Annotated in this window: 29 protein-coding genes and 1 tRNA gene; 15 read left to right on the forward strand and 15 right to left on the reverse strand. The window is 38.5% G+C overall.

The features are described 5' to 3' along the window. Positions 1-76 precede the first annotated feature (76 nt). Complete coding sequence (locus tag AC559H_RS22070; RefSeq protein ID WP_026794913.1) at positions 77-769, forward strand: hypothetical protein; 693 nt, start codon at positions 77-79, stop codon at positions 767-769. 127 nt (positions 770-896) lie between these two features. Here the strand turns inward: AC559H_RS22070 and AC559H_RS22075 are convergent, their stop codons facing one another. Together AC559H_RS22075 and crtE are read right to left on the reverse strand one after the other, a co-directional pair. Beyond that, the gene (locus AC559H_RS22075) at positions 897-1,373 is read right to left on the reverse strand and encodes a divergent PAP2 family protein (protein WP_026788488.1); all 477 of its coding nucleotides are present in this window, start codon (positions 1,371-1,373) and stop codon (positions 897-899) included. 19 nt (positions 1,374-1,392) lie between these two features. Next, complete coding sequence (gene crtE / locus AC559H_RS22080) at positions 1,393-2,319, reverse strand: geranylgeranyl diphosphate synthase CrtE (protein WP_026788489.1); 927 nt, start codon at positions 2,317-2,319, stop codon at positions 1,393-1,395. 202 nt (positions 2,320-2,521) lie between these two features. Here crtE and AC559H_RS22085 point away from each other — a divergent pair, with 202 nt between their 5' ends. Further along, positions 2,522-2,779 carry a UPF0175 family protein gene (locus AC559H_RS22085; RefSeq protein ID WP_026788490.1) on the forward strand — a complete coding sequence of 86 codons (258 nt, stop codon included), beginning with the start codon at positions 2,522-2,524 and terminating at the stop codon, positions 2,777-2,779. 2 nt (positions 2,780-2,781) lie between these two features. Then, positions 2,782-3,258 carry a PIN domain-containing protein gene (locus AC559H_RS22090; protein WP_026788491.1) on the forward strand — a complete coding sequence of 159 codons (477 nt, stop codon included), beginning with the start codon at positions 2,782-2,784 and terminating at the stop codon, positions 3,256-3,258. 59 nt (positions 3,259-3,317) lie between these two features. Here AC559H_RS22090 and folD read toward each other — a convergent pair whose 3' ends face one another. Then, a complete protein-coding gene (gene folD, locus AC559H_RS22095) occupies positions 3,318-4,181 on the reverse strand; it encodes a bifunctional methylenetetrahydrofolate dehydrogenase/methenyltetrahydrofolate cyclohydrolase FolD (protein ID WP_026788492.1) in 864 nt (287 codons plus the stop codon). Positions 4,182-4,223: 42 nt separating this feature from the next. On the opposite strand from folD, the gene AC559H_RS22100 reads away from it, so the two are divergent. After that, on the forward strand, positions 4,224-4,628 hold the full coding sequence (locus AC559H_RS22100) for a hypothetical protein (RefSeq protein ID WP_026794912.1): 405 nt from the start codon (positions 4,224-4,226) through the stop codon (positions 4,626-4,628). A 63-nt stretch (positions 4,629-4,691) separates the two neighbouring features. Then, complete coding sequence (locus AC559H_RS22105; RefSeq protein WP_026788494.1) at positions 4,692-5,114, forward strand: NUDIX hydrolase; 423 nt, start codon at positions 4,692-4,694, stop codon at positions 5,112-5,114. Here the strand turns inward: AC559H_RS22105 and AC559H_RS22110 are convergent. The 4 genes from AC559H_RS22110 to AC559H_RS22125 form a co-directional block, all read right to left on the reverse strand. Beyond that, a complete protein-coding gene (locus AC559H_RS22110) occupies positions 5,111-5,833 on the reverse strand; it encodes a M23 family metallopeptidase (protein WP_026794911.1) in 723 nt (240 codons plus the stop codon). The genes AC559H_RS22105 and AC559H_RS22110 overlap by 4 nt on opposite strands. Positions 5,834-5,847: 14 nt before the next feature. After that, on the reverse strand, positions 5,848-7,419 hold the full coding sequence (locus tag AC559H_RS22115; protein WP_026794910.1) for a bifunctional ADP-dependent NAD(P)H-hydrate dehydratase/NAD(P)H-hydrate epimerase: 1,572 nt from the start codon (positions 7,417-7,419) through the stop codon (positions 5,848-5,850). Between the two features lie 88 nt (positions 7,420-7,507). Then, positions 7,508-7,579 (reverse strand) — tRNA-Thr (locus AC559H_RS22120). Positions 7,580-7,641: 62 nt separating this feature from the next. Next, entirely contained in the window at positions 7,642-8,022 is a 381-nt protein-coding gene (locus AC559H_RS22125; protein WP_026788497.1) for a c-type cytochrome, read from the reverse strand. Positions 8,023-8,182: 160 nt separating this feature from the next. Here AC559H_RS22125 and petG point away from each other — a divergent pair, with 160 nt between their 5' ends. The 7 genes from petG to AC559H_RS22160 all read left to right on the forward strand — a co-directional run bounded on the left by petG (position 8,183) and on the right by AC559H_RS22160 (position 15,089). Further along, positions 8,183-8,299 (forward strand): cytochrome b6-f complex subunit V, encoded by a 117-nt coding sequence (petG, locus tag AC559H_RS22130; RefSeq protein WP_026788498.1) that lies wholly within the window; start codon positions 8,183-8,185, stop codon positions 8,297-8,299. Between the two features lie 119 nt (positions 8,300-8,418). Beyond that, the gene (locus AC559H_RS22135) at positions 8,419-8,580 is read left to right on the forward strand and encodes a hypothetical protein (protein WP_201799642.1); all 162 of its coding nucleotides are present in this window, start codon (positions 8,419-8,421) and stop codon (positions 8,578-8,580) included. 151 nt (positions 8,581-8,731) lie between these two features. After that, positions 8,732-10,159 (forward strand): glycosyltransferase, encoded by a 1,428-nt coding sequence (locus tag AC559H_RS22140; protein ID WP_233423068.1) that lies wholly within the window; start codon positions 8,732-8,734, stop codon positions 10,157-10,159. A gap of 77 nt (positions 10,160-10,236) precedes the next feature. Next, on the forward strand, positions 10,237-11,031 hold the full coding sequence (locus tag AC559H_RS22145) for a calcium-binding protein (RefSeq protein ID WP_026788499.1): 795 nt from the start codon (positions 10,237-10,239) through the stop codon (positions 11,029-11,031). Positions 11,032-11,050: 19 nt separating this feature from the next. Beyond that, positions 11,051-11,983: a HEAT repeat domain-containing protein gene (locus tag AC559H_RS22150; RefSeq protein ID WP_042155368.1), complete on the forward strand. Its 933-nt coding sequence runs from the start codon at positions 11,051-11,053 to the stop codon at positions 11,981-11,983. A 226-nt stretch (positions 11,984-12,209) separates the two neighbouring features. Continuing rightward, a complete protein-coding gene (locus AC559H_RS22155; protein ID WP_051319786.1) occupies positions 12,210-14,492 on the forward strand; it encodes a tetratricopeptide repeat protein in 2,283 nt (760 codons plus the stop codon). A gap of 108 nt (positions 14,493-14,600) precedes the next feature. Continuing rightward, positions 14,601-15,089: a hypothetical protein gene (locus tag AC559H_RS22160; protein ID WP_026794909.1), complete on the forward strand. Its 489-nt coding sequence runs from the start codon at positions 14,601-14,603 to the stop codon at positions 15,087-15,089. A 17-nt stretch (positions 15,090-15,106) separates the two neighbouring features. Here AC559H_RS22160 and AC559H_RS22165 read toward each other — a convergent pair whose 3' ends face one another. From AC559H_RS22165 to AC559H_RS22190, 6 genes are all read right to left on the reverse strand, one after another. Continuing rightward, positions 15,107-16,438 carry a hypothetical protein gene (locus AC559H_RS22165; RefSeq protein ID WP_330949768.1) on the reverse strand — a complete coding sequence of 444 codons (1,332 nt, stop codon included), beginning with the start codon at positions 16,436-16,438 and terminating at the stop codon, positions 15,107-15,109. A gap of 208 nt (positions 16,439-16,646) precedes the next feature. Next, on the reverse strand, positions 16,647-17,873 hold the full coding sequence (locus AC559H_RS22170; RefSeq protein WP_026794907.1) for an SGNH/GDSL hydrolase family protein: 1,227 nt from the start codon (positions 17,871-17,873) through the stop codon (positions 16,647-16,649). A gap of 2 nt (positions 17,874-17,875) precedes the next feature. After that, on the reverse strand, positions 17,876-19,084 hold the full coding sequence (locus AC559H_RS22175; RefSeq protein WP_026794906.1) for an SGNH/GDSL hydrolase family protein: 1,209 nt from the start codon (positions 19,082-19,084) through the stop codon (positions 17,876-17,878). A 3-nt stretch (positions 19,085-19,087) separates the two neighbouring features. Next, positions 19,088-19,252, reverse strand: coding sequence for a DUF5989 family protein (locus tag AC559H_RS22180; protein WP_087882252.1), 165 nt, complete (start codon positions 19,250-19,252; stop codon positions 19,088-19,090). Continuing rightward, on the reverse strand, positions 19,252-19,665 hold the full coding sequence (locus AC559H_RS22185; RefSeq protein WP_026794905.1) for an SxtJ family membrane protein: 414 nt from the start codon (positions 19,663-19,665) through the stop codon (positions 19,252-19,254). The genes AC559H_RS22180 and AC559H_RS22185 overlap by 1 nt, the downstream gene beginning before the upstream one ends. Positions 19,666-19,836: 171 nt before the next feature. Continuing rightward, complete coding sequence (locus AC559H_RS22190) at positions 19,837-21,768, reverse strand: carbamoyltransferase family protein (protein ID WP_026794904.1); 1,932 nt, start codon at positions 21,766-21,768, stop codon at positions 19,837-19,839. 812 nt (positions 21,769-22,580) lie between these two features. Between AC559H_RS22190 and AC559H_RS22195 the strand changes: the two genes are divergently transcribed. Then, positions 22,581-23,087 (forward strand): hypothetical protein, encoded by a 507-nt coding sequence (locus tag AC559H_RS22195; protein ID WP_051319558.1) that lies wholly within the window; start codon positions 22,581-22,583, stop codon positions 23,085-23,087. A 121-nt stretch (positions 23,088-23,208) separates the two neighbouring features. Here AC559H_RS22195 and AC559H_RS22200 read toward each other — a convergent pair whose 3' ends face one another. Together AC559H_RS22200 and AC559H_RS22205 are read right to left on the reverse strand one after the other, a co-directional pair. After that, entirely contained in the window at positions 23,209-23,430 is a 222-nt protein-coding gene (locus AC559H_RS22200; RefSeq protein WP_026788507.1) for a hypothetical protein, read from the reverse strand. A gap of 166 nt (positions 23,431-23,596) precedes the next feature. Next, positions 23,597-24,250, reverse strand: a complete 654-nt coding sequence (locus tag AC559H_RS22205; RefSeq protein ID WP_148292048.1) for a hypothetical protein — start codon at positions 24,248-24,250, stop codon at positions 23,597-23,599. Positions 24,251-24,324: 74 nt separating this feature from the next. Between AC559H_RS22205 and AC559H_RS22210 the strand changes: the two genes are divergently transcribed. After that, positions 24,325-24,870 carry a GAF domain-containing protein gene (locus tag AC559H_RS22210; RefSeq protein ID WP_026788509.1) on the forward strand — a complete coding sequence of 182 codons (546 nt, stop codon included), beginning with the start codon at positions 24,325-24,327 and terminating at the stop codon, positions 24,868-24,870. Between the two features lie 31 nt (positions 24,871-24,901). After that, positions 24,902-25,537: a uracil phosphoribosyltransferase gene (gene upp / locus AC559H_RS22215; RefSeq protein ID WP_026788510.1), complete on the forward strand. Its 636-nt coding sequence runs from the start codon at positions 24,902-24,904 to the stop codon at positions 25,535-25,537. Positions 25,538-25,572: the final 35 nt, after the last annotated feature.

A 25,572-nucleotide genomic window follows, 5' to 3' on the forward strand; every position in this document is an offset into this window, starting at 1 on the left:
AGAATAACTACAATAAAAGCCTAAGTAGAACTTACGAGCTTTAAACCCAATTAATTTTTTTGTAAACCTCCTGTTTATGCGTCAAAGTGGTGTCAAAAGGTTATCTGCCATCTTGGTTCCGAGTCTGCTCACGGCTACCAGTTGGGGTTTAGCAGTCCAAACCAGTTTAGCCCAGGAAACTTGTGCAGCACCAAAGCCTGGAGAATATCTGTTATTGATTGTCAGTAACACTTCCGAGGAACAAAAATTGGTGCAGCGCACGTTACCCAATGACATCAATAGTGAGGTTTGTCGCTATTTGACGAATTTAGTGACTAGGGTGGGAGGATTTAGTGATCCTTTAATTGCAGAGGATTGGGCTACCTATCTACAGGATAAGGTTAAGTTACCCGCCTATGTGGTGAAACAGGAGGTCATAGCCATACCCCGTCCGAGTCCGAATTCTAGTCTTGGCCAGACTCCGATTGTTCGAGAAACCCCGCCAACACCCAAAAAAGAATCAACAGCTAATTCTCAATCTTTGGGGTCAGGTTATGCTGTTTTAGTGGATTATTTGAATCAGCCGGAATTAGTCCAACAGTTAAGAACCCTAATCGGTGAAAATGTGGGTTTAGTTTCCTATGGTCAGCGACCCTATTTATTAGTAGAATATACAACAGATTCCGAAAAAGCAACAGCAACTTTAAATAAATTAAGTAATCGTGGCTTTTGGCCGATATTAGTCGATAGTAACCGGGTGACAGTTATTAGTCCTACGGTTAAACCTTAGATGACAAATAATGGCTATAGATCTTGTATTTCAAGGTTTCTACAGAAATATAGCAATAAGCAGCAAGGGTGTTAACGACTTCTTTGTGTCTTCGTGTCTTTGTGGTTAAATCAGACTTGACCCTTGGCTATACTGGCATAAAATGTAGAGGCCAAGTTATCTCAGCAATCGAAGCGATCGCAATCCCTAATCCTAAACCAACAATAACTTGAAAGGGGGTATGACCTAATAATTCAATTAATCTTTCTTCGCTTAATTGTTTATGTTCTTCAAAGACTTCATCAATAATTTGGTTTAAAATGCGGGCTTGTTTTCCTGCCGCTTGACGGACTCCAGCCGCATCGTACATCACAATAAACGCAAAAACAACAGCAATGGCAAAATCAGGACTTCCCCACCCCATGGTTTTGCCCACTCCCGTTGCTAAAGCACCGACAAAAGCGGAATGGGAACTGGGCATCCCTCCGGTTGTCACCAACACCCGCAGATTAATTTTGCCATGTTGGACTAGCTCCACCGCTAATTTAGAAAGTTGAGCCAGAATACAGGCTAACAGGGCAACCCATAACACTTGGTTATTGAGGATTTGAGAAAAGTCTTGCATATAATAGAAATCAATAGCTTTAGTGAGTGCGATTAGTGATAAAATCTGCGATCGCTAACAGAGGAATAGCCTTATCCCCATAGTTAGATAATTCGGCTTTTGCCGCTTCAATTAACTGCTGGGCCTGACGTCGGGATTCATCTATGCCCCATAAACTGGGATAGGTGACTTTTTTAGCCGTTAAATCCTTACCTGCGGTTTTTCCTAACTCCTCCTGGGTTGCGGTAATATCGAGAATATCATCCACAATCTGAAACGCCAAACCAATATTACGCGCATACCGAGATAACCCTTCAATTTCCGTTTCCTTCGCCCCGGCTAAAATCGCCCCACAGACCACAGAAGCCTCTAATAAAGCCCCAGTTTTATGGGTATGAATAAAAGTTAGGGTTTCTTCGGAAACATCCGTGAGTCCTTCCGAATCTAAATCCACCACCTGGCCTCCAACTAAGCCCGCAGCCCCCATCGCCCGACCTAAACGAGCAATTACCTGTAAAACTTGATTTGCAGGAACATTAGGAGTTTTAGTCGCTACAAATTCAAAAGCATAACTCAATAAACCATCCCCAGCTAAAATCGCAATATCCTCTCCATACACCTTATGATTGGTCAGTTTTCCCCGTCGATAATCATCATTATCCATGGCTGGGAGGTCATCATGAATCAAGGACATGGTGTGAATCATTTCCAGGGCGCAGGCGGTAGCCATGGCCATCTCTACAGTCCCACCGACCAACTCACAGGTCGCCAAACACAAAATCGGTCGCAAACGCTTTCCTCCAGCCAGCAAAGAATAGCGCATTGACTCATAGATTTTTTCAGGGTAGATTAGGGGGAGAGACTGATCTAAAGCCTGTTCTACTAGGGTCTGTCGTTGGGTCAGATAGGCAGATAAGTCAAACTGAGGGTTTTCCAACGGTGAGTTAATTTCGCTTACCAATACCATGACGAGTGCTTGTTTATAATAGGAGTAATGTTAACAAAAGTCGACTACTGGGGACTTAATTTTTCCCTTGATTTCAGGAGCAAAGTCTTAACTTCACTATTTTACGAGTCTTGTGACACAGAAGTGATCATGAATTTTTCAGCACCCCGCACTCTCTGTGACGGGGCTTCCTGCCTCTAACTTCACTATACCAAAAATCACTATGCAAATCACCCTTGAACTCCCTGATGAAATAGCAGAAAAATTACAGTCTGTTAATATTTCTCGGCGTATTTTGGAACTAATCACCGCCGATTATTACCGTCAAGGTCAAATCGGTGCTTCTGAAGTAAGACGAATACTCAAATTTTCTTCTCGTTGGGAAACCTACGAATTTCTTAAGCAAGAAAAATCTTATTTACCTTATACTGAAAATGATTTAGAACAAGATGTTCAAAGGATTCGTCATCTTTTAGCTTAGGAATGATTATTATCTCTAATACTTCGCCCATTAATTACTTGATTTTAATTGGACAAATTGACTTGCTTCCGCAATTATTTTCACAAATTATTATTCCTTGTGCAGTTTATCAAGAATTATCAGCTAGAGATGCACCGGAAAACGTGAGAAATTGGATTATAAATACACCTAATTGGCTCAAAATTGAGGCTGTTACTCAACCTGCTGACAAGATAATAGATTTACTTGATCCTGGTGAACGTGAAGCGATTCTTTTAGCACAACAACTTAATGCTGATTTAGTTATTTTAGATGATATGAAAGCAAGACGTATAGCGATAGATAGAGGTTTATCTATTACAGGAATACTTGGTATTTTAGATCAAGCCGCAACGATGAAACTGATCAACTTATCTACAGCCATTGACAATCTTCAAAAGACATCTTTTTGGGCATCGGAAAGTTTGTTACAAAGATTATTAGATAAACATAATTTGTAAAATAGATAATACCCACCCTACGGTCGTTAACAGTCAACTGTCAACTGTTAACAACGCCTCTACTGAAATTTTTCCAAATAACTCCAGAAGGTATTTTGCAATAACATCGCCACGGTCATCGGGCCAATACCGCCGGGAACTGGGGTAATATATTGGGCGATGGGTTGAACACTGTCGAAATCTACATCCCCGACTAGGCGAGATTTGCCATTATTATCCGTAATTTTATTAATTCCGACATCAATTACAATGGCACCAGGTTTAACAAAATCCGCCGTAATCATTTGCGGACGTCCGATAGCCGCCACTACAATATCCGCATCCCGGCTAACTTTAGCTAAATCTTGAGTTTTAGAATGGGCAATAGTTACGGTACAATCAGCTTCTAATAACATCAAAGCCATCGGTTTTCCGACTAAAATACTGCGACCCAAAACAACGGCGTGTTTTCCTTTTAACTCAATATTATATTCCTCAAATAGTCGCATCACTCCGGCCGGGGTACAACTTCTTAATCCCTTTTCCCCCCTAGCTAACCGTCCTAAGTTTTCCGGGTGCAAACCATCAGCATCTTTCTTAGGATCAATTTCATATAGTAACCCAACGGAGTCCAAATTAGCAGGAAGGGGTAACTGAACTAAAATTCCATCCACTTGTTCATTTTGGTTCAGTTCATGGATAATACTGGTAAGTTTTTCTTGGCTAGTTTCTGCGGGGAAATGTTGACCAAAAGAGGTGATACCAACCTTAGCACAAGCCTGTTCTTTATTCCGAACATATACCGCACTGGCCGGATTCTCTCCCACCATAATCACCGCTAAACCGGGCGGACGTCCAACTTTAGCTTGCCATATTTCTACCTGTTCTTGTAGTTGGGCTTGAATCTTTTTGGCTGTAGATTTACCGTCTAATAGATTATCCATAATTCGTTCTCTGTTTTGTTAATTAATATATTCAGTGATTCCATGACCTTTTCATTTCCACAGAAGTTCACCAAAACCTGGCACATTAGTATTGTATTACTATTTGTGACCGGATTAGTCGGTTGTCAGAGTATTTCCCAATCTGAAAGTTGGATTAATTTTAATACAGCTAAAATTGAACTGCTACAACAAAAACAGAAAATAGGTGCTAAAGTTTATCTCAGAGGTAAAGTCAAAAGTCATGCACCCTTTTTAGGGGCTGGTGCTTATCAACTCCAAGATGATACAGGTTCAATTTGGGTATTTACCACTCAACCTTTACCACCCCTCGGACAAGACCTATTAATTCAGGGGAAAGTAGAATATAAAAGTATTTTAATTAAGGAGATGAAAGGAAAAGATATTGGAGATGTTTATCTCAAAGAAATTAACCGTGAATCAACGTAGAGACGTGCCACGGCGCGTCTCTCTTTCTCTTTCTCTAATCTATAATCAGTCAAAATAATAATTATGATTCAAGTTGCTATAGCGATTCTTTATCGAGATGGAAAGTTTTTATTGCAGTTACGAGATAATATCCCTAATATTGTTCATCCTGGGGTTTGGGGATTATTTGGGGGACATTTAGAACCCGAAGAAACCCCAGAAAATGCCTTTAAACGAGAATTACTCGAAGAAATTGGTTATAATGTTCCTGCGTTTTTACCCTTCAATTCCTATCCAGATTCTCTGGTTAATCGGATTGTTTTTTATGCTCCTTTAACGGTTGATTTGAGTCAATTAGTCTTAAATGAAGGCTGGGATATGGGATTATTAACCCCAGAGGATATTCAAGCCGGAGAATGTTATTCTGAAAAGGCAGGAATGGTTAGATTAATAGGGACTCTGCATAGAAAGATTTTATTAGATTTCATGGCTCAAAAGTTAGTTTAAGCCACAATGGGAACACTATTATCATCGGGTAAAATAGAACGGGGATCAACTTTTTCACCATCGGGGTTATGAACTTCAAAGTGTAGATGAATAGAATATCCTCCCCCATCAATTTCTAACCCTTCATACCCAAAACCCGAACCGCCCCGCACCCCGATAAATTGACCTTTGGTAATGGTTTGACCCACTTCAACCCGAATAGATTGTAAATGAAAATAAACGTGCTCCCAACCATTAGAACGTTTAATATAAATCGCCCGACCTTCTGCACCACTGGGATCATTTTTAATATAATCAACCACTCCATCACTCGCCGCATAACATTCATCGGGAGTATATCCCCCAATATCAACACCTGCATGAAGTCTACCTCTAGCATAACCAAATTCAGTTACGGAACCCATACTGGTTCCGGTCATTGGCCATATCCATTCTGAATTAGAAACCGCAAAGGAAGCCGAAGAAACTGAACGGGATACGGTTAATTCTTCATCGGTTTCTAATAGTTTAACTTGATGAGCCGGAACGAACCAAGTTGTCATATTTTTGGGTTTGGGAGATAGAAAATTAACCCGTAAATGGTTATCTTCTGCCTCAGAATAACTTTCTATTTCAAATATTGTATCACAATAAACCGATATTTTTTCATTATAAGCAACAGCTTCGGCTACAACCGGATGGAGCTTAAAAATCGTATGTTCTAAAACTTGTAATTTCATGGTTATCTCCTGATTTAATTTATGGTTTTTAGGAACTGTGTTAAAGCTGGAATTAAATATTGAGTTAATGTATAGGCATCAACCCCTAATTCCGTGCGTTCTGTTGCGGCTAAAATCCCGGCTTGGGAATGCCACCAAACCGCCGTATTAACTATTAATTCTACAGGTTTTTCCGCTAAAATAACAGGGGGTAAAAGCCCTCCTAATAATCCCGTTAAAACATCCCCGCTTCCCCCACGACCTAAAGCTGGGGTACTATCAGGATTAATCCAAACTTGATTCGGAGTAGCTACACAGGTTCTAGCCCCTTTTAAAACAATAATAGCACCCGTTAATTCGGCGGCTTGTTTGGCTAATATTATTTGATTTTTTTCTAATGCTATCAATTCGGGAAATAGCCGTTTAAATTCTCCAAAATGGGGTGTTATAATAGTCGGAAATTTACGAGAAGATAGGGCGAGAACTGGATTCAATTTAGCCAAGATATTTAAAGCATCTGCATCTAAAATAATTGCACAATTTGCTGTTAATATTCTTTCCACAATGGCTTGAGCTTCTGTTGTTAATCCAGGGCCACAAACAATAGTTTGATAGCGGTTTAAATCTATATCTTCTGGAAGTTCAAGAATAGCTCCATTTTCTGTTTCAGGACAGCCAATAATTAGGGATTCTGGTAGTTGCAAAGTTAACAAGGGTTTAATCGAATTGGGTACAGCAATAGAAAGCATTCCCACACCGCTTACTCTGGCTCCTAATCCGGCTAAAATGGCGGCTCCTGTATATTGTTTGGAACCTGCTATAATTAATAAATGACCGTTTTTATATTTATGATAATTCACGGGACGGGGCAAAGGTAAACTATTAATTGCCGTGTCCTGAGTGATGCGATTTAGAATAGGATATTCCCCGATGATAGCATTAATATCCGTCAAAGGAATATCAAAATCAATCAGTTCTGCTCTGCCAATATAATCTAATCCGGTATCTTGTAAAAATGCTTGTTTCCATAGTCCCAAACAGAGGGTAATATTTGCTCTAATTGCTGTTCCTAATATTTCCCCTGTATCCGTATGAATTCCCGAAGGTAAATCAATACTAATCACAAATTTATTCAAATTATTAATTGTATTGATAGCATTGGCAATTTCTCCGGTAATTTCTCGCTCTAAACCAAATCCAAATAACCCATCAATCAGAATATCACAGTCATATAATTCTTTAATGTTAGAACTAAAATTAATTCCCAAACTAATAGCATATTTGGCATGGGATTCGGTTAATTCTTTACGCTTTGAAATTGGACTATAAATTACAATATTATAACCCAAAAAATAGAGTTCCCTCGCTACCACTAATCCATCACCACCATTATGTCCTGGCCCTACTAATATTCCGATTTTATCAGCCGGAGTGATTGATTTTTCTGAGAATAGAGTCTGTAACCTGTGGGTAATTTTTCCGGCAACTTTTTCCATTAAAGCCGCCACAGGTATCCCGGCAGAAAAGATACGTTCTTCGATATTTCGCATCTGTTCTGCCGTAACAACAATTTGTTGAATTTTTTTGGATCTAATCTTAGCATTCATACCGTTTCTTCTAGGTTCTCAGCGCTAGAGTAATGGGCTGTAATCATCCTTGAGCAAGGAAAAAGAAAAAATTTTCACAGATCTTGAAAGCTGGTGACAAGATTTGAACTTGCGACCGGCTGATTACAAATCAGCTGCTCTACCACTGAGCTACACCAGCAACGTTTCCGATTATAGCAAAAGTTACTAATTTTGATCAAGACTTTTTGAGATTTTTTTGGGCTATAGAGTTTCCAAATAATTCAACAGGTCGGCCATTTCCTGGGGATTGGGTTGAAATTTTGGCATGGGTGGGGTATTACCACCGGTGACTTGCTGAATAATGCCTACTTCTGATTTCCGTTGGGAAACATCCTGAAGACTTGGCCCTACTTGACTATCGGTTTGCCAAGCGTGACACCCGGCACAGTTATAAAGAAAAATTGCCTGTCCTCGGACAAAATCCCCTTTGATGGATAGCACATTCTCCACATAGGGATCAGAAACCTGTAACTTAGGAAGGACAAAAATCCAACCCAGGATCAAAACCATCAAGGCCAGGGTAGTGATGGAGGCTCGTTTGATCAGGACATCAATTTCTGTAATTGCAAGCTGGTTATCCAAGGTGTTTCTAATAATTTGAGACTGATCTACAAGAATCTTTACATTCTACCTAGTTTATAGCGTTGTCTGGTTAAGAGCAAGAGCGCTCAACAGTGAAGCGTCAACGGTTCAGGGTATGATTAGAGATTAATTGCTCAAATTAACACCAAGGAGTTATCTAGTGGTAGAACCATTATTATCGGGAATTGTTCTGGGTTTAATTGTCGTTACCCTATCCGGGTTATTTGTTGCGGCGTACCAACAATATCGTCGGGGAAACCAACTTAATATCGACTAAATATCCAACCGACCCTAGGTTAAGCCCCCCAGGGCTGTTTAATTTGCCAAAAATTAGGTACGAAAAAGCCAAAAATCAATAATATTTTCGGCTATCATTCTTTGAGTCATTGTCGGAGAATGATAGCCATTAATTTTGAGAAGATTAAGAACTATACTTCTAATAATTGCGAAGTAGGGGTAATTCGCTTTACTTATTACCGAGGTTTACTAGAAATTATGACACCTTTAAATCCCCATGAAGGTAACAAAAAACTATTAGGCCGTTTGGTAAGTACCTAAACAAAATTAATTACACATCCTCCACCCTGTTCCCTCCCCCCCTAGCCCCCCGTGCGCGGGGGGTTTGGGGGGGCTGTTCCGGTGTTCCCTCTCTCAACTAGGTAATTTATTTTGTGTAACTACTTAGAAACTCTGACTGAAGAATTAAATAATGATGCAAAATAGTTTGGAGATGGAAAAGATAAAATTATCTATGATTATTCCCTTCTGGAAACAGGAGGATTTTTTATTAGATATGATTACAAATTTAGAGTATAATTTAGATGTCAGTTATGAATTTATTATTTTAGTAAATTGCAATTTATTTGATTTTGAATTAGCTGATATTCTGAACTATTTGAACCTGCAAGGTCATCAAGTTTTATATTTTGAGCCTGCTTTTAATAGTCAAGAAATTTTTAATCAAGCCATTGCAAAAGCACAGGGTAATTATATTGTTTGGGTACAATATCCGGTTACTTTTTTTCCGAAAGGTTTGGCAGAAGCTATTAATATTTTAGATAATAATTTAGAAGTAGATGGAGTTAATCAAATTCCAGAATTAAAGAGTTTTCAGGAAAATGGGGAAGGAGTAAAAATTGGATCTATTTTTAGAAAGGCAATTTGGGAAAAGGAAATTATATTAAAGGAAGATTATATAGATAATTTTAATTGGGAATTTAAGTTTAAAAATAGTCAAAATAATTTGATTATTCATCAACTTTCTGAAAAAATATGTGAGCTTAAATTTAATAATTGTTTAAATCAAGAAATTAAAAAATTGCCTTTAGTTAGTGTTTGTATTCCAGTTTATAATGGAGAAAAATTTATTGCTGAAGCGATATCTAGTATTTTATCTCAAACCTATTCCGCGATAGAATTAATTATTTCTGATGATAATTCCTCTGATCATACCATCGCGATCGCCCAATCTTTTCAAACCCAAACTTCTATTCCGATTAATATTTTAACTCATCAAAATTTAGGATTAGCAGAAAATAGCAATTTTTGTATTAATCAATCTCAGGGTAAATATATTAAATTTGTCTATCAAGATGATATATTAATGCCTAATTGTATCGAAAAAATGGTTAATTTAGCCGAAACAGATCCCGATATTGGATTAGTGTTTTCACCTAGAGAAATGTTTTTTCTTGAACAAGAAAATATTAATTTAGAATTAATCGCAGTTTATCAACAATTCGCTAATTTACACCAAAGTTGGTCTAATTTAAAAGCTATTCAATGGGGAAAAGACCTCTTAGCTGATCCCAATTTATGGCAACATCCGATTAATAAAATTGGCGAACCCAGCACCGTGTTATTAAGAAAATCCGTATTTAAAACTATAGCAGGTTTTGACCCCCAATTAAATCAATTAGTCGATTTAGATTTATGGTGGAGAATATTGGCACAATTTAAAGTCGGTTTTGTCGAAGAAACTCTATCTTATTTTCGACTCCATACTCAACAAAAAACCTGTCAAAATATGTTAGAAGGTCAAGCAATGGATCTGAATTTTTATGATAAAATCTATTCCCATCCCGATTATCAGCTATTTCCTCCCCAATTTCGAGCCTCAAGCGGTATTGATCTATAATTCTATCCAATGGGGTTTGCTAACCTAACCAAAACCCTGTAAGGTTTGTTCAGAAATAATTTAGGACAGTTTTAACTATGGCTAATTTTCTCACTCCTAGCACAATTCCCGGTGTATTTGCCCTTTTAGCAAGTCCCCAAGATGATAATGTTTTTCTATTTTCTGGACAAGTTTCCGCCTATCCAGACGGTGTGCTATTATTGTCAGGAAATGATAGTTTACAGAGTTCTAATATCAACGATAATTTACTAATTAATGGCAATCAAGGAAATGATACTCTGGTCGCATCCAATGGATTTGATACGCTATTTGGTGGACAAGATAATGATCGGATTTTTGCCAGTTCTGGTAATGATTTAATCTTCGGAAATTTCGGGGATGATGTCCTAGAAGGAGGATTTAATGCCGATAGTATTTATGGCGGTCAAGGCAATGATACTCTTTATGGTGATGAAGATGGAGATATACTATTTGGTGATTTAGGAAATGATATTGTAGATGGGGATGGTGGGGTTGATACATTAATCGGTGGTTTAGGAAATGATACCTTTATTTTCGACCCAGGTGAAGCCAGTCTTCGGGTGCGGAATGTAGATGAAATCCGACAATTTGAACCGGGAACCAGTCCGTTTAATGGAGATAAAATCGCGGTTCCGGTGGGAACTCAAATTGATCCTAATTCATTATTTCGAGATCGGTTTGATTTGTTACCCCAAGAAAATGATCTCAATGGCGATGGCTTAAATGATATTATTGTGGAATTATTGGACGGAAGAATTTTGGGTGTTGTGATTAATGATGGATTTTTACCTGCTCAGTTAACCTTCGATTTGGATTTCGTTTTTAGTAACGCTTTCGATTTTAATTTATAAACAAAACCCAGGAGCTTTTATGGAAACCAACACCAAATTTAATGGGTTTTATTCTGCAAAATTAGCATTATTATGTTTATCAATGGTGCTATTGTTTGGGGGAAAAACTCAAACCCAAGCTATGACTACAACGGCGGTGATTGATCAGTTACAAAAATTAACTGATACTAACCGACAGAACCGTTTAGAAGCGATCAAAACCTTAAAAACCCTGGGTTCTCCGGCAATTCCGATTTTAGTCGAAGCCCTAACTGATGACCAGGAAAGCATCCGTCGGGGGGCGGCTTTTGCGTTGGGGGCGATGGCCCAAGATGCGGTGGATGCGGTTCCGGCGTTGTTGGCTACCTTAAAAGATCCAGTGTCGGCGGTGCGGATGGATGGGGCTGTGGCACTCAAACAAATTACCACAGCCTCCCCAGAAGCCTTGCAGCAAGCGGTTCAGGAGTTGACACCCCGATTAAACCATCCTGATACCGCCGTTCGTCAGGGGGCGGCTTTGGGCTTGGGAGTCATCGGTTCCGAGTCCCCAAATACTATCCCGCCGTTAATTGGGGCGTTGAAGGATACCGATGAGGAAGTCCGACTGGCGGCGGCGATCGCCCTTAAACGCATGGGTGCGGTGGCGGTTCCGGCTTTGAAAGAGGCGTTGAATCACCCGGATATGGGGGTGCGGGCTAGGGCGGCTTTTGCTTTGGGGAATATTCAGGCGTCGGGGATTACGGGTGTAACTCAAGCGCTACAAAATAGCGATCGCCAAATTCGTCAAACGGCCGCGATGACTTTGGATCAACTCACCTCTAATCAATTGTTGGTTCAACGATCAAATCAGCCTGGGGTCAGTCCTCAAGGAAATCAACCCGGAAATCGACCTATGGGAAATCGCCCCCTGGGAAATCGCCCTGGAACGATTCCTGGGCCTATGGGGAATCAACCCCGGGGTATGGGTTCTTAACTTTTTTGGTATAGCAGTCGCCATCAAGATTAGGACAGGGTGCGTACACTTTTCTGACGTACCCTATGAATGGTTTTCAGAATATGAATGATCCTCGACCTAGTAAGTACCTAAACAAAATTAATTACACATCCTCTACCCTGTTCCCTCCCCCCCTAGCCCCCCGTGCACGGGGGGTTTGGGGGGCTGTTCCGGTGTTCCCTCTCTCAACTAGGTAATTTATTTTGTGCAACTACTTATTAATATTCAACGGTTATATGCCGAGGCATTAGCCTTGGAACAGGCGGGATATTTTGAACCCGCACAGGCAAAATATCAACGGGTTTTAGAGTTAGATCAGAATAATATTGAGGCGTTGCAAGGTTTAGCAAGGACGTATTTTTATGATAAGAAATATGATCAAGTATTGGAAATTTTAGAACATTGCTTAATCTTAGATGGAACCCAAGGGAGTCAATATTATAGTTTGGGTTCGGTTTGGGAAAAACTGGGGAATATTACTGAAGCAATTTCGGCCTATAAATTGGGGATTGATTTAGATAAGAAAGGCATAGATGGGTGTTTAAAATTGGGTGACTTGTTGGCAGAATTGGGAGAATTTCAAACAGCACAATTCTATTATCAGCAAGGAATAGATCGACAACCCCATACAGCTATGGGATATTTAAAATTAGGCAATCTTTTTTTAGGACAAAATCGGGTAGAAGATGCGATCGCTATTTATGAAACAGCCTTAAATATTCATCCCAATCATGCTGATTTATTATATCAGATGGGATTAGCATTCAGGGTTAATCAAAATTCTGAAAGGGCGGATTTTTATTTTGCTTTAGCCGCAGAATCTCAAGATCAGTATGAAACAGCTATTCAATTTTATCATAATATTTTACAGACTCAATTAGCTACAGTTGAGATTTATTTAAGGTTGGGAAACTGTTATCAAAATTCAGATCAATGGTTGGAGGCGGTTGCTATTTATGAACAGGCTTTACCACGGTTTCCTGATGGGATAGAATTATATTTAGCTTTAATTTCAGCTTGGCAAAATTTGGGAGAAATTCAAACGGCATTGCAAATAGCTGAACAATCTATTGATAGGTTTCCAAATCATATTTCCGTCAGATTTGCTAAACAATCTTTGTTACCGATTTTATATAATAATTCTCCAGAAATTTTTAAGTTTAGACAAGATTTTACAGAAGAATTAGTTAAATTAATTGAACAAACAGATTTAGAGGATTTAGAAGTTAAACAACAGGCGTTAACCGCTATTGCTAGGGGAACTCATTTTTATTTACAATATCAGGGATATGATGATTTAGAACTACAAAAACAATATGGTGAATTTGTCCATCGAATTATGCAAGCGAATTATCCTGAATGGACAAAACCTTTATTATTAACACAATTAAGTCCTAATCAAAAAATTAAAGTTGGTTATATTTCCTCTCATTTAACCTGGCATACGGTCGGGTTAGTATTTTTAGGATGGTTGAGAGATTGCGATCGCGATCAATTTGAAATATATTGTTATTATACCGGAAAAGATACGGATTTTATTACTAATTTATTTCAACTTTATAGTGATCAATTTTATCATATTTATGGTAATTTAGAGAATATTGTTGAGCAAATTTTAGCTGATCAAATTCATATTCTGGTATTTTTAGATATTGGGATGTGTCCCCAACTTACCCAAATAGCCGGGTTACGAGTTGCCCCAATTCAATGTGCAGCTTGGGGACATCCAATTACTACGGGTTTACCCACGATTGATTATTTTATTTCTGCGGAATTATTAGAACCTCCTAGGGCTGAAAACCATTATTCAGAAAGGTTATTTTGTTTGCCGAATTTAGGAATTAATTATGCTCAACCTCCGTTATTAGAACAGCAAAAAACTCGGTTAGATTTTGGATTAAAAGCGGATACTATTTTATATTTATCCTGTCAATCTTTATTTAAGTATTTGCCGGATTTTGATTTAATATTAGTGGCGATCGCCAAGCAAGTAAAATCCGCTCAATTTGTGTTTATAGCCCATTGGAATGCTGCAATTACCGAAAAGTTTAAACAACGGTTAAAACGATCTTTTGCCGAACATTATTTAGATATTCAAGAATATTGTATGATTTTACCACGTTTAGATAAACTAGATTATTTACAACTTAATAATTTAGCTGATATTGGCTTAGATAGCCTGCAATTTACTGGGTTTTTAACGACTTTAGATAGTTTATCCTGTTGTCTTCCCCTGGTTACTTGTGAGGGAGAATGGATGAGAAGTCGTCAGTCGGCGGGAATATTAAACCGATTAGGAATTACAGAAACTATTGCCCAAAATCGAGAAGATTATATTAAAATAGCAATAAAGTTAGGATTAGATTTAGAATGGAGATTAGCAATTAGAGAAAAAATTAAACAAAATCAATGGATACTCTATGAGGATAAAAGTTGTGTCCCAGCATTAGAAAAATTTTATCAACAAACCATTCACAATTTTAATTAGATTCCCCTAAATCCCCCTATTCCCTATTCCCTATTCCCTATTCCCTGTTCCCTCCCCCCCTAGCCCCCGTGCACGGGGGGTTTGGGGGGGGCTATTCCCTATTCCTATATGAGTCAAGCAATTTTAATTAATCTCAGAGAAGCGTTTTTTAATGCGCCTGGATTTTGGCAAAGTCGGTTTTTAATCAAAACCGGAAATTGGTGTAAATCAGTCGATGGTTTAGATAAAAGTCGCACCGATGGTTACTCAATTTTGGGCAGTTTTGTGAATCAATGTGATCAATTATCAACACAACAACCGGGATTATACTTATTTTGTGAAAAGAAGAAACAAAAACAGAATGTTACAGAACGATTATATACTTTATTTATCTTAGAACCCGATGGAAGTGTAGAAGTATTAAACGAATTAAAAACCGCTAGTAAAGATTGGGGGGTGCAATTATGGCCGGAAATTGATGCCTATTTTATTCGACAACAAGATTCTGGAGAAAAAAGACGTCAACAATTAATGCAAGAAATTCAACAACTAGAGTTTGAATTAAAGCAACGCCGCGGCGAATTAGCAGCGTTAGACAGAGTTGAATTTGATCTTTAAATATTAAATCAAACCGATTAGGGACTGGGCTGATTTTTAAGAACATTAACAACTGAATCAGCAACAAAATTAGATAAAATATTTTCTCCTGTTTTCTGATAGTGGCAACAGTTATCAATATAAGCTGGTTCTTTAGTATCATCAAGAATAGCTACTCCATCAAAAAAATTAATTTGATTAGCTTTGAGTTCATTCACCTCTTTTAACAAAAGGGGATATCCTTTTTTGACAGCATCTTGATAGGGACTATCTTGACTAAAGGCAACTTTTTTTTCCGCTTCACTAAACACTCGCTTTGTGGGATAATATTGATTAGGTTGTAAAATATGGAAATAGGGAATATTATTTTCTTTTAAAACTTCATGGATTAAAATGGAACTTTTAGCCCAATGATTAGCAATTTTTGGGAATAGTTCAGCATCGGTTAAAATGGGATCTTGCATATAAAAATAAATCACACTTTCCGCAGAACTTCCCTCCTCCGTAGGCTTCTGGCGATATCGTTCAAATCGTGCCACATCTCGGCGATAGTTTTTAACTAAGTCTTCAACATACAGGGACATGACCGCATTACAAGCAGCTAAGGGACAATCTTTTAAAGTCTCTAAGGCATTTTTGATTTTAGGTTTATTATCTTTAATTCTTAATAGGGTTTTGAGGGCTTTAGTCGATAAACTATTATTAGCTAAACCCGTTAAGGCTTGAACATGGGATGAACTGGGCATGGCAAATTCTAATCCATTTTGATTATTAATATTAGCGAGGGCAACTTCATTAAAGCCATCAATATTAATCACCAGATCAAATTTTTGCCCCAAAGAAAGCAGATAATTTAAAGTAATTAGCTGTTGGGGTTGTTTATAGCCTCCAGTTGCTAAGGAAATAATAATTAATTCTTTGCCTTTGAATTGAGGAAGTTGTTGGAGTTTTTTCTCTAAAATCTTATTTTGAACTTCATAAATTGAGTAATTCCCCGCAACGGAGCCACCTAAAACTCCAACAATTACTTGATTTTTATTGGTTTTTGTGTAGGGGTAATCATAAGGAGAAATAAACCCATAATTATTATACTTAAATCCGGGTCTAAAATCGGGGCCAGGTTTCTGTATATAACCAAAATAAGGATGCAATCTTTCGACTATAGATTCCCCGACTCTCACCCCTTCTAAATTAACTCCTAGGTTCTGTAAATCCTCTGTACGTTCCCGGGTATAATAGAATTGTTGATGCTTAGAATAATAAAAAATTAACGAGCCAATTTCTAAAAGAACAAATAAAACAACTAGGTTAATTAACCCTATTTTTAGACCTTGTTGAACTTGAGGAAAGAATTTAAAATTTTTCATCATCGTAATACAATAAAGTTAAAACCAAAAAATCAGAATTTTTAATAACTCAAGAAAATCACTATATCATATATAGCACTAAGCATTATAGTTAGGACACTTCTAAATCCTGTTCCCTCCCCCCTAGCCCCCCGTGCACGGGGGGTTTGGGGGCTGTTCCCTGTTCCCTGTTCCCTGTTCCCTGTTCCCTTTTCTAAGAGTGCGTAACACTTTATGGTTGAGTTTTTTTGGTTTGACTCATCAGTTGTTGACAAACTTGACTCGCCATTAATTCCCCGGCGACGCGATTTCCCTCAACGTTCCAATGTCCGCCACAGACTTCCGCATTCTTAAATCCATGTAAACAAATTCCGGCTCTTTCTGCTTCTTTTCGTAATGGTTTTGCTAACTGTAAAACCGGAAATCCCTTTTGTTTTCCTAACGCTTCAATTCGCTTATTTGGGTAAAATAAATCTTTAATTTGATGTTTTTCCATAAATTCTTGACGTTTTTTGAGATCGGGCAGAACTTGAAAGGAGTCACTTACCATTATTAGCATAAAATCCTTTCCTTTGGCTTTAACTTCATCCCTGAGTAATGTAATTAACTGTTCTGTAATTTTCCAAGCTTGTTGCCAATTTTGATCGGGGGGTTCCTTATAAAAATTAATCTCCGTTTCCTGATAGTCTTTTTGCAACTGACGACGTTTAGATTCCATTTCCGCTTGTCTCATTACTTGTAATATTCGAGAATTTGTCATTAATGGATAAGGTAATTGATCCATTTTAGAAAATAAATAATAATCTCGTTCAATACTATTAGGATTTAATTTTCTAAAGGATACATCTTCCACAAGTTGACCATTTTTTTCGACAAAATAGGGACGTAAATGATCATGTTCTAAGGGGCGATAATTATTTCTAATATCATTCCCTGGATAGAACCCCAAAATTACTAAATCGGGAGAAAATTGTTGGGCATGATGTCGCCAAGTCATTAATTCTTGGGCAGTCCCATAACCCTGAACTCCAAAATTTAAGACTTCAATATTTTTCCCCTTTAAAATCGGGCAGGTTTTTAATTGAGTTTCCATAATTGATAATGCCGTTTTTTCTAGGGGAACGTGCAAAGCTTCCATAAAAGAATCCCCTATTACAGCAATGCGATAACTATTAGCTGGTTTTTCTAAAGTTCGTTCGCGATCGCGCATTCCAAAACTGTTCATTTTCACTTCTGAAACCTCTCCTTCCCCCGCCCAAACTGTTTTAGCATTCGGTCGAGGTGACCAACCCCGTTCGGGATCGTTGACGCTATATGCGAGAGATTCGGAGTCCGCCGGAAGGGGCGGTTGATGTTCAATTCCTGCAATTCTTAATCCCACTTCCCCCAAAACAATTGCTAAGACTAAACTCGCAAAAACTAAGCTTGTATTTAAAATTAACGACTTCCAAATCTTCATAATTATTTTTTATTTTCACACAATTGATTAGCAATTAATTCGGCGGCTAAACGATGTCCCTCTGGATTCCAATGTCCCCCACAAAGCGTACCATTTTTTTTAAACCCATGTAAACAGGTTTGATTTTTGGTTGCATAGGATTGAAAAGCGGGGGCTAAGTCTAAGACCGGGAAATTATTCCGTTTCCCGATATCTTTTAACCGTTGATTGGGATAATATAAATTATCAATTTTATTAGAGACTTGAAAGAATTTTCTGGTGGCTTCATCTTGATGAACTTGCATTGGATCGGCAATAATAACTAATAAAAAATTAGCTTCTTTATTTTTGACTTCTTGCTGCATTGAGGTGATTAAATCTTCTGTAATTTGCCATGCTTCTTTCCAATTAGAGTCTTTAGGTTCCCGAAAGGTGCTAACACTTAATTCGTTAGAGTGTTTAACCAAATTATTTTTGCGATATTCTAATTCGGCTTTTTTTGCCACCTGTAAAATCCGAGAGTTATTGACTAACCAATCTGGAAAATGATCAACGGTTGTAATCAAATAGCGATTACTATAGCCCAAGGGCAAATCACGGAAAGAAAAATCCGGTTCTAATTGACCATTTTTATACACAAAAAACGGCCGATAATAGTTATTTTCTAATTGTCGGGAATTATCAATCACATCATTGCCAACAAAAAAGGAAACAATCACTAAATCGGGGTGATATTTTCCTACTTTTTCCCGTAGGGTAATTAATTCTTGGGCGGTTCCATAGCCATCAACTCCAAAATTGAGGACTTCAATATTTTTACCTTTAAATTTAGAACAATTACCTAAGGTTTTTTCTAATACTGAAGTATAGTTTTTTGCGGCTGGAACTTGGGATGCTAAGGTAAAAGAATCTCCTAAAACTGCAATTCTAAAGGTATTTTTAGGTTTAGCGATCGCATATTCTTTATCCCTCAATCCATCACTATTAATTTCAACATAAGATTCACCTTCATACTGCCACCATCCCTTTGCCCCAGGTCGATTCGACCAACCGAGATCGGGATCGGATTGGGTAAAAAAGGAGGGAGAAAAAACTGCATGACTCGGTTCAGGAAGTTTTTTTAATCCCTGAATATTGGCTACCCTTAAACCGATTTCCCCGACAGCAAAACCCAGGACTAAACTACTTAAAGCCAGCCCTAGATTTACTGCCCATATTTTCAACTGCCCCATCGTTTAGAATAAGGTATAAATAAACGGTGCGATCGCCGAACCATGACTCAGAACAATCAAAGCCCCTAATAAAACGAGTGTAATAATTAGAGGCAATAACCAATACTTTTTGCGTTCTCTCATGAACGCCCAAATATCTTTCAAAAAATCTAATGTTGCTTCAAACACTAGAAGGGACGCTCCATACTTTCTTTGGATCTAACTTGACTCGCAACCCGATAGGTTGAGAGATTGGGATTTAATTCGCGCCGCATCGCATCAGAACCGAATAGGCGTTTAATAAATCCCATCGGAGCCATCATAACGTAAAAGACGACACCCAGAATAATCTTGCTGTTAATTGCTCCCATGAATAACCCGAATTTCATCCAGTAGTGATACACGGGATTTAAGGTTTTGGGGGCGATTAAGGCCCAAATGATCAGAACGGTTCCCAATACCCAGGGCCAAGTGCGGGGGGGCCAATGTCCGAATAATAAAGGTAAAACCAGACCAAATAAGCCAATAATAATGGCTCCGGTTGTTAGTCCAAATTCGCGTAATCCTTTAGCGTCAAGTTGAGGAATATCGTGATCAGTCATAATCTTCTTAATTAAATTCAACCGTAGTGAGCCCTGAAGGGCTCTAAAATCATTTCCTCGTTCCCAGGCTCCCGCCTGGGAATGAATTTTAAGAGGCTCTGCCTCCTAGATCAAGGGTGGCAGAGCCACCAATCAAGCATTTCTAGGTAGAACCTAGAAACGAGAGTAACGTTAATCTAATTCAAATTCTTTTTGCCAAGCATCATCTTTTTCCCAGGGCGTTTGTTCGGTTTTAGCTAATAAGAAATTCTCCAAAACTAGATAATCCATTTCCGTTCGCATAAAACAACGGTAGGCATCTTCGGGACTCCCAACAATCGGTTCTCCCCGCACGTTAAAAGAGGTATTAACAATCACAGGACAGCCCGTTTGTTTTTCAAAATGATGAATTAAATCATAATAACGGGGGTTAGTTTCTTTGTGAATAGTTTGTACCCGGGCGGAATAATCAACGTGGGTAATAGAGGGAAGTTCTGAACGGGGAACATTAAGTTTTTCAATCCCAAATAGTTGTTCCTGTTCTGGAGTCATGGGAATTCTTAAACTCTCTTGAACCGGAGCCACAATTAACATATAGGGACTGGGGCGATCTAATTCAAAATAATCAGAAACTCGTTCCGCCCTCACCGATGGAGCAAAGGGTCGGAAAGACTCTCTATATTTGATTTTCAGGTTCATCACCGACTGCATTTTTTGATTGCGCGGATCACCAATAATTGAACGTCCTCCTAACGCCCTCGGCCCAAATTCCATCCGTCCTTGGAACCATCCAATCACGTTTCCATCGGCTAAAATTTCCGCTAGACGGGGCATTAATTCCACATCATCTAAGCGTAAATATTTTGCCCCAGCCGTGTCTAAATACTCCTGAATTTCAGCATCGCTAAATTTTGGCCCCAAATAGGAACCTTGCATATAATCCAAGCGTTTTTGATGGGTTTTTAACGCCACAACCGAAGGTTTTGATCCGGCACTGGTTTCTAATAGTTTTTCCGCCGAAATATCAAAGGCAAGATCGGTTTCTACGTTGCGAGGTTGTTGATGATATTGATACCAAACCGCTAAGGCTGCCCCCAACGCACCTCCGGCATCTCCAGCCGCCGGTTGAATCCAAATATCCTTAAACGGGCCTTCCCGCAGAATCCGGCCGTTAGCCACGCAGTTGAGGGCCACACCTCCGGCTAAACAGAGGTAATCGACGTTTAATTCCTTCTGGACACTGCGGGTTAGACGCAATACCACTTCTTCAGTGACAACTTGAATCGAGGCGGCGATGTCCATTTCCCGTTGGCTAATCGGGGTTTCGGGTTTGCGAGGCGGGCCACCAAATAGTTGATCAAACTTGCTATTGGTCATGGTCAGACCAACGGCATAATTAAAATATTCCAGATTTAATCGGAATGTGCCATCGTCTTTTAAATCAATTAAATGGGTGAGGATTTTATCAACATAAATGGGTTCGCCGTAAGGTGCTAATCCCATTAATTTATATTCCCCGGAGTTAACTTTAAACCCGGTATAATAGGTAAAAGCCGAATAAAGTAAACCCAAAGAATGGGGAAAATCTATTTCCCAAACCGGGGTTAAACTATTACCATCCCCCAGCCAGACGGAAGTTGTCGCCCATTCTCCCACACCATCTAAACACATTACCGCCGCTTTTTGAAAGGGACTAGGAAAGAAGGCAGAAGCCGCGTGGGATTGATGATGTTCGGTAAATAATAGGGGGGGAAGTTTAGCTTTTTTAGCCCCGGCTATGATGGCTAATTCTTTTTTTAATACGGATTTTAGGTAAAGTTTTTCTTTTAACCAAACGGGCATGGCCTTAATAAAAGAACGAAACCCTCGCGGTGAGTAGCTGAGGTAGGTTTCAAGGAGTCGTTCAAATTTAACCAGGGGTTTATCGTAGAAAACAACCTGATCAATTTCAAAAAAAGTGATGTTCGCTTCCTGAAGACAATAGCGGATGGCATTGGCGGGAAATCCGGGGTCGTGCTTTTTGCGCGTAAACCGTTCTTCCTGGGCCGCGGCTACGATTTTACCATCACAGACGAGCGCCGCGGCGCTGTCATGGTAGTAGGCTGAAATTCCAAGTATGTTCATTGATGTCTCCTCACTAGGCGCAGTCGAGCCTGTCTGTGATTATAAAGAAAAAAGAATTGACACTCTCCGCGCGTTTACGCGCCGAGATTCTTAATTCAGCGACTGACCTTTAAGCACCGTATCTCTTTCGAGCAATACTCAAACCTTTCAATCGTGAAAAGTCACCAATTGACGAGCCTGGCTTACGGCAACCCCAGAGGGTCTATCTCCAAAAGCGTACTAGGATACGACCTAGAGTTCGGGCGTGCCCCGCCCTACCTTAATTGATGAAACCAAATTATGTGTTTTCTGGTAATGAGAATGCGTTGATTCTCTAGCTGTGTTTTACAAGGTTTTCGCTACCCTTCTTGTTACTCTCAAGGAGTTTTCAGGTTCGAGGGTGCCGACTAAAAGCCGCTTCACAACCGCCCACCTTGGGGATTTCAACCATCTCTATCTTAATCCAAAGCCGTACTAGAAGCACGGGGTTTTAGACCCAAATTCTCGATAACACCCCAACAAGTCTTTCAACGCATCACCCAAGTTGTTGCAGGAGGTGAAATTCCAAAAGCGAGTGATTTAAAGTTATGGGCGGAGTTACAAGGCTGGCAAACCACTCAAACTCCTAAAGGCCCGTTGAAATACACTGATGAAAATGGCGTAGTTCGGCTAACCTTAAAGTAAGGCAGTTCTAGGACATCAGGAAGTAATTATCCCCATGTTGAACTCAGAAATACCGATAGTCAAAGGATAGATATCTGGGGAAATCACGTTACTCGCAAAAGTCCAGGGAATCATACACGCATCCAATGGGACATATAAAATTATAGATTATGGATAGACTTAATTATTGGCAGTTACCAGGTTTAGAAAATATCTATCTTGAAGATAGTTATGTATTGGGCATCAAAACTGATACCGCTATAGAATTCTTTTTAGAAGCTGTTTTGACAGAAAATCATTCGCTTTACACTTCTCCTTTGCCTGGAGAACAGTATTGTTATCGAAGCATAACTTTAAAATTTCCCCATCCCCAAACCTATAATCTAACTTTAAATAAAATGATCCCAATTATCGATCCTGATGGAACTTGGGATTATGGTAATATTGATGAGTTTTTTTTAGAAAACGAAGCCTATCATTTAATAGGTGAATGGGGAGAATTAACCATTGTTTCAGATTCTCCTATTATTGAATTTGATTCTAACTTTTCAATAACTAATAGTGACTTTCTGCAAAAAACGATTAGTTTTGAAAAAATCAAAGACATTTATTCAACTTTAATTGATGAAAATGTTAAATCTTTATCAATTAATTTTTCCGTGTTAGCAATGCGTTAAATCATTGTTGATATAAAATCCAGAAAATATTCCTGATAACCATAATTAATTCAGTTGTTTGCGATGAATATTAACCCAAATTCAACTATCAGGCCGTACCTCAAGCCACTGATTAATTAATTTATTGATTTTCTATTTCATCATATAAACTTTCAACTAGATTTTCTAATTTTTCTTCAGAACAACAGTCAATTAACATATCAAAAACATCCAGCAGTTTAGCGGCATTTTCTCCTAAAATGGGACTCATATCCCAAACATCTTGTACCCAGTCTCTAGGGAGTTCATCATCAAAAATCATACGTTCTAAAAGTTGTCTGGATTCCGTTTTGCTCAGAGTCATAATACTGCAAAATTACTAAGATTGGCACTTCAACTATAATATCAAATTGTGGTGATTAGTTGGGTTACGGAAGATACAACCTAACTTTTAGACTCAATCACTATAGCGTTCTTCCCCATTAACCCCTAACGACCACTTTTATAAGTATACTATTAAACGCCTAACTTTAATTAGAATTAGAGGTAGGTTTACCAAAAATTGTAAAAGACATTTTTCCGGTTAAGCCACTTTTCCAAGTCAAGTCATTCCGATCTCGAAAAAAGATTTTTAGATCGGCATCCTGTAATTGAGTTTTGGGCTCAGTGGTCATCCATAACCAGTCATCAGTATGACCCTGAGTATTATTAACAATTGATAACAAATACCGTCCCGGTTCTAATTGAAACGGCATCACCGAACCCACATAATTAAATACGGGATGGGAAAACCGTTCAATATTGGTTTTAGTTTGGCGTACTTCCCTTAACTGCACATCAATTTTAGGTTTAATTTCTGGGACTCCTTCAACCATTTTAAAAATTCTCAAAGAAAATTTATCCTTTGAAGGTTGACCATCGGGGAAATATTGACCATGCCAATCAATTTGATCCACTTCAACTGTTTCGTTAATGATAAATTCATGGCCAATTTGTTGTTGTCCAGAGAAATATTGACCATCAAAATCACTCAGTAATCCAAAGGAACCATTGCCTTCACCGGAACCAACAATCACCTCAGCCTTTACTGAAATCAACAAATAGTTAGCCCAGATAAAACTACTCAAAAATCCAGTTAAAATTATCGCAGATGACTTGAAAAACTTAATTTTTTTTGACATCATAAAACTTGATAATTGATCTTGAAAACTCAAATTAATATACAATAGTAACAGTGAACTTCAACTCAATCCTCTCTATGATACCTGCTCCGATCCCAGATAACGAAAAAGAACGATTAGAAGCCCTGTATGACTATCAAATTCTTGATACCCAAGCAGAACCTTCTTTTGATGAATTAACCCTGCTGGCGACCTATATTTGCAAAACACCGATTGCTTTAATTAGTTTACTCGATCGCGATCGTCAATGGTTTAAATCAATTATTGGCCCGATACCACCAGAAACAACTAGAGATATTGCCTTTTCTTCCTATTGTATTTTACAACAGGATTTCATGATTGTTCCCGATACCTTAAAAGATGAAAGATTTATTAATAATCCCCTGGTTATATCCGAACCCAAAATCCGTTTTTATGGGGGTTTTCCCTTAATCAATAATCAAGGTTTTGCCATTGGAAGCCTATGTGTGATGGATTTTATGCCTCGCAATTTAGCCCTAGCTCAAACTGAATCTTTAAAACTGATTAATTATCAAATTATGAGACAGTTAAACACCCGTCGCCATCTTTCTAGTATCAACCAAGCCGTTGATTATTGTTTTAAATCATTGACAGCCAGCTAATTTTTATTAAGATTTTATTCCCCCTTAACCTATGTATCCTAACGTTACGATTATTGAGCATCCTTTGGTTCAACATAAACTCACCTTGATGCGACGAGAACAAACCAGTACCGCTAAATTTCGGCAATTATTGCGGGAAATTAGTATGTTATTAGCCTATGAAATTACCAGGGATTTACCCCTAAAAAAAGAGTTAATTCAAACCCCCCTTGCTGCGATGGAAGCACCGATTTTAGCCTCGGAGAAAAAAATGGTGATTGTTTCCATTATGCGGGCAGGTCAGGGAATTTTAGATGGAATTTTAGAATTAATTCCTTCGGCAAGAGTCGGACATATTGGTTTATATCGAGATCCTCGAACCTTTATCCCTATTGAATATTATTTCAAACTTCCTGATGATATAGAAGAACGGGAAGTTTTAGTAGTTGATCCGATGATTGCTACGGGAAATACAGCCATTGCTGCTATCCAAAGATTGAAACAAACTAACCCTTTTTCGGTCAAATTTCTGTGTTTAATTGCCTCTCCCGAAGGGATTAAAAATTTTCATTCCTATCACCCTGATGTTCCTCTATATACGGCTGCCATTGATGATCATTTAGATGAACATGGGTATATTATTCCGGGGTTGGGGGATGCGGGCGATCGCCTATTTGGAACTAAATAATTAGCAGGATAAGATAGTAAAGCTTACTATAGTTA

Source organism: Planktothrix prolifica NIVA-CYA 540, assembly GCF_963864145.1.
Classification (GTDB): domain Bacteria; phylum Cyanobacteriota; class Cyanobacteriia; order Cyanobacteriales; family Microcoleaceae; genus Planktothrix; species Planktothrix agardhii.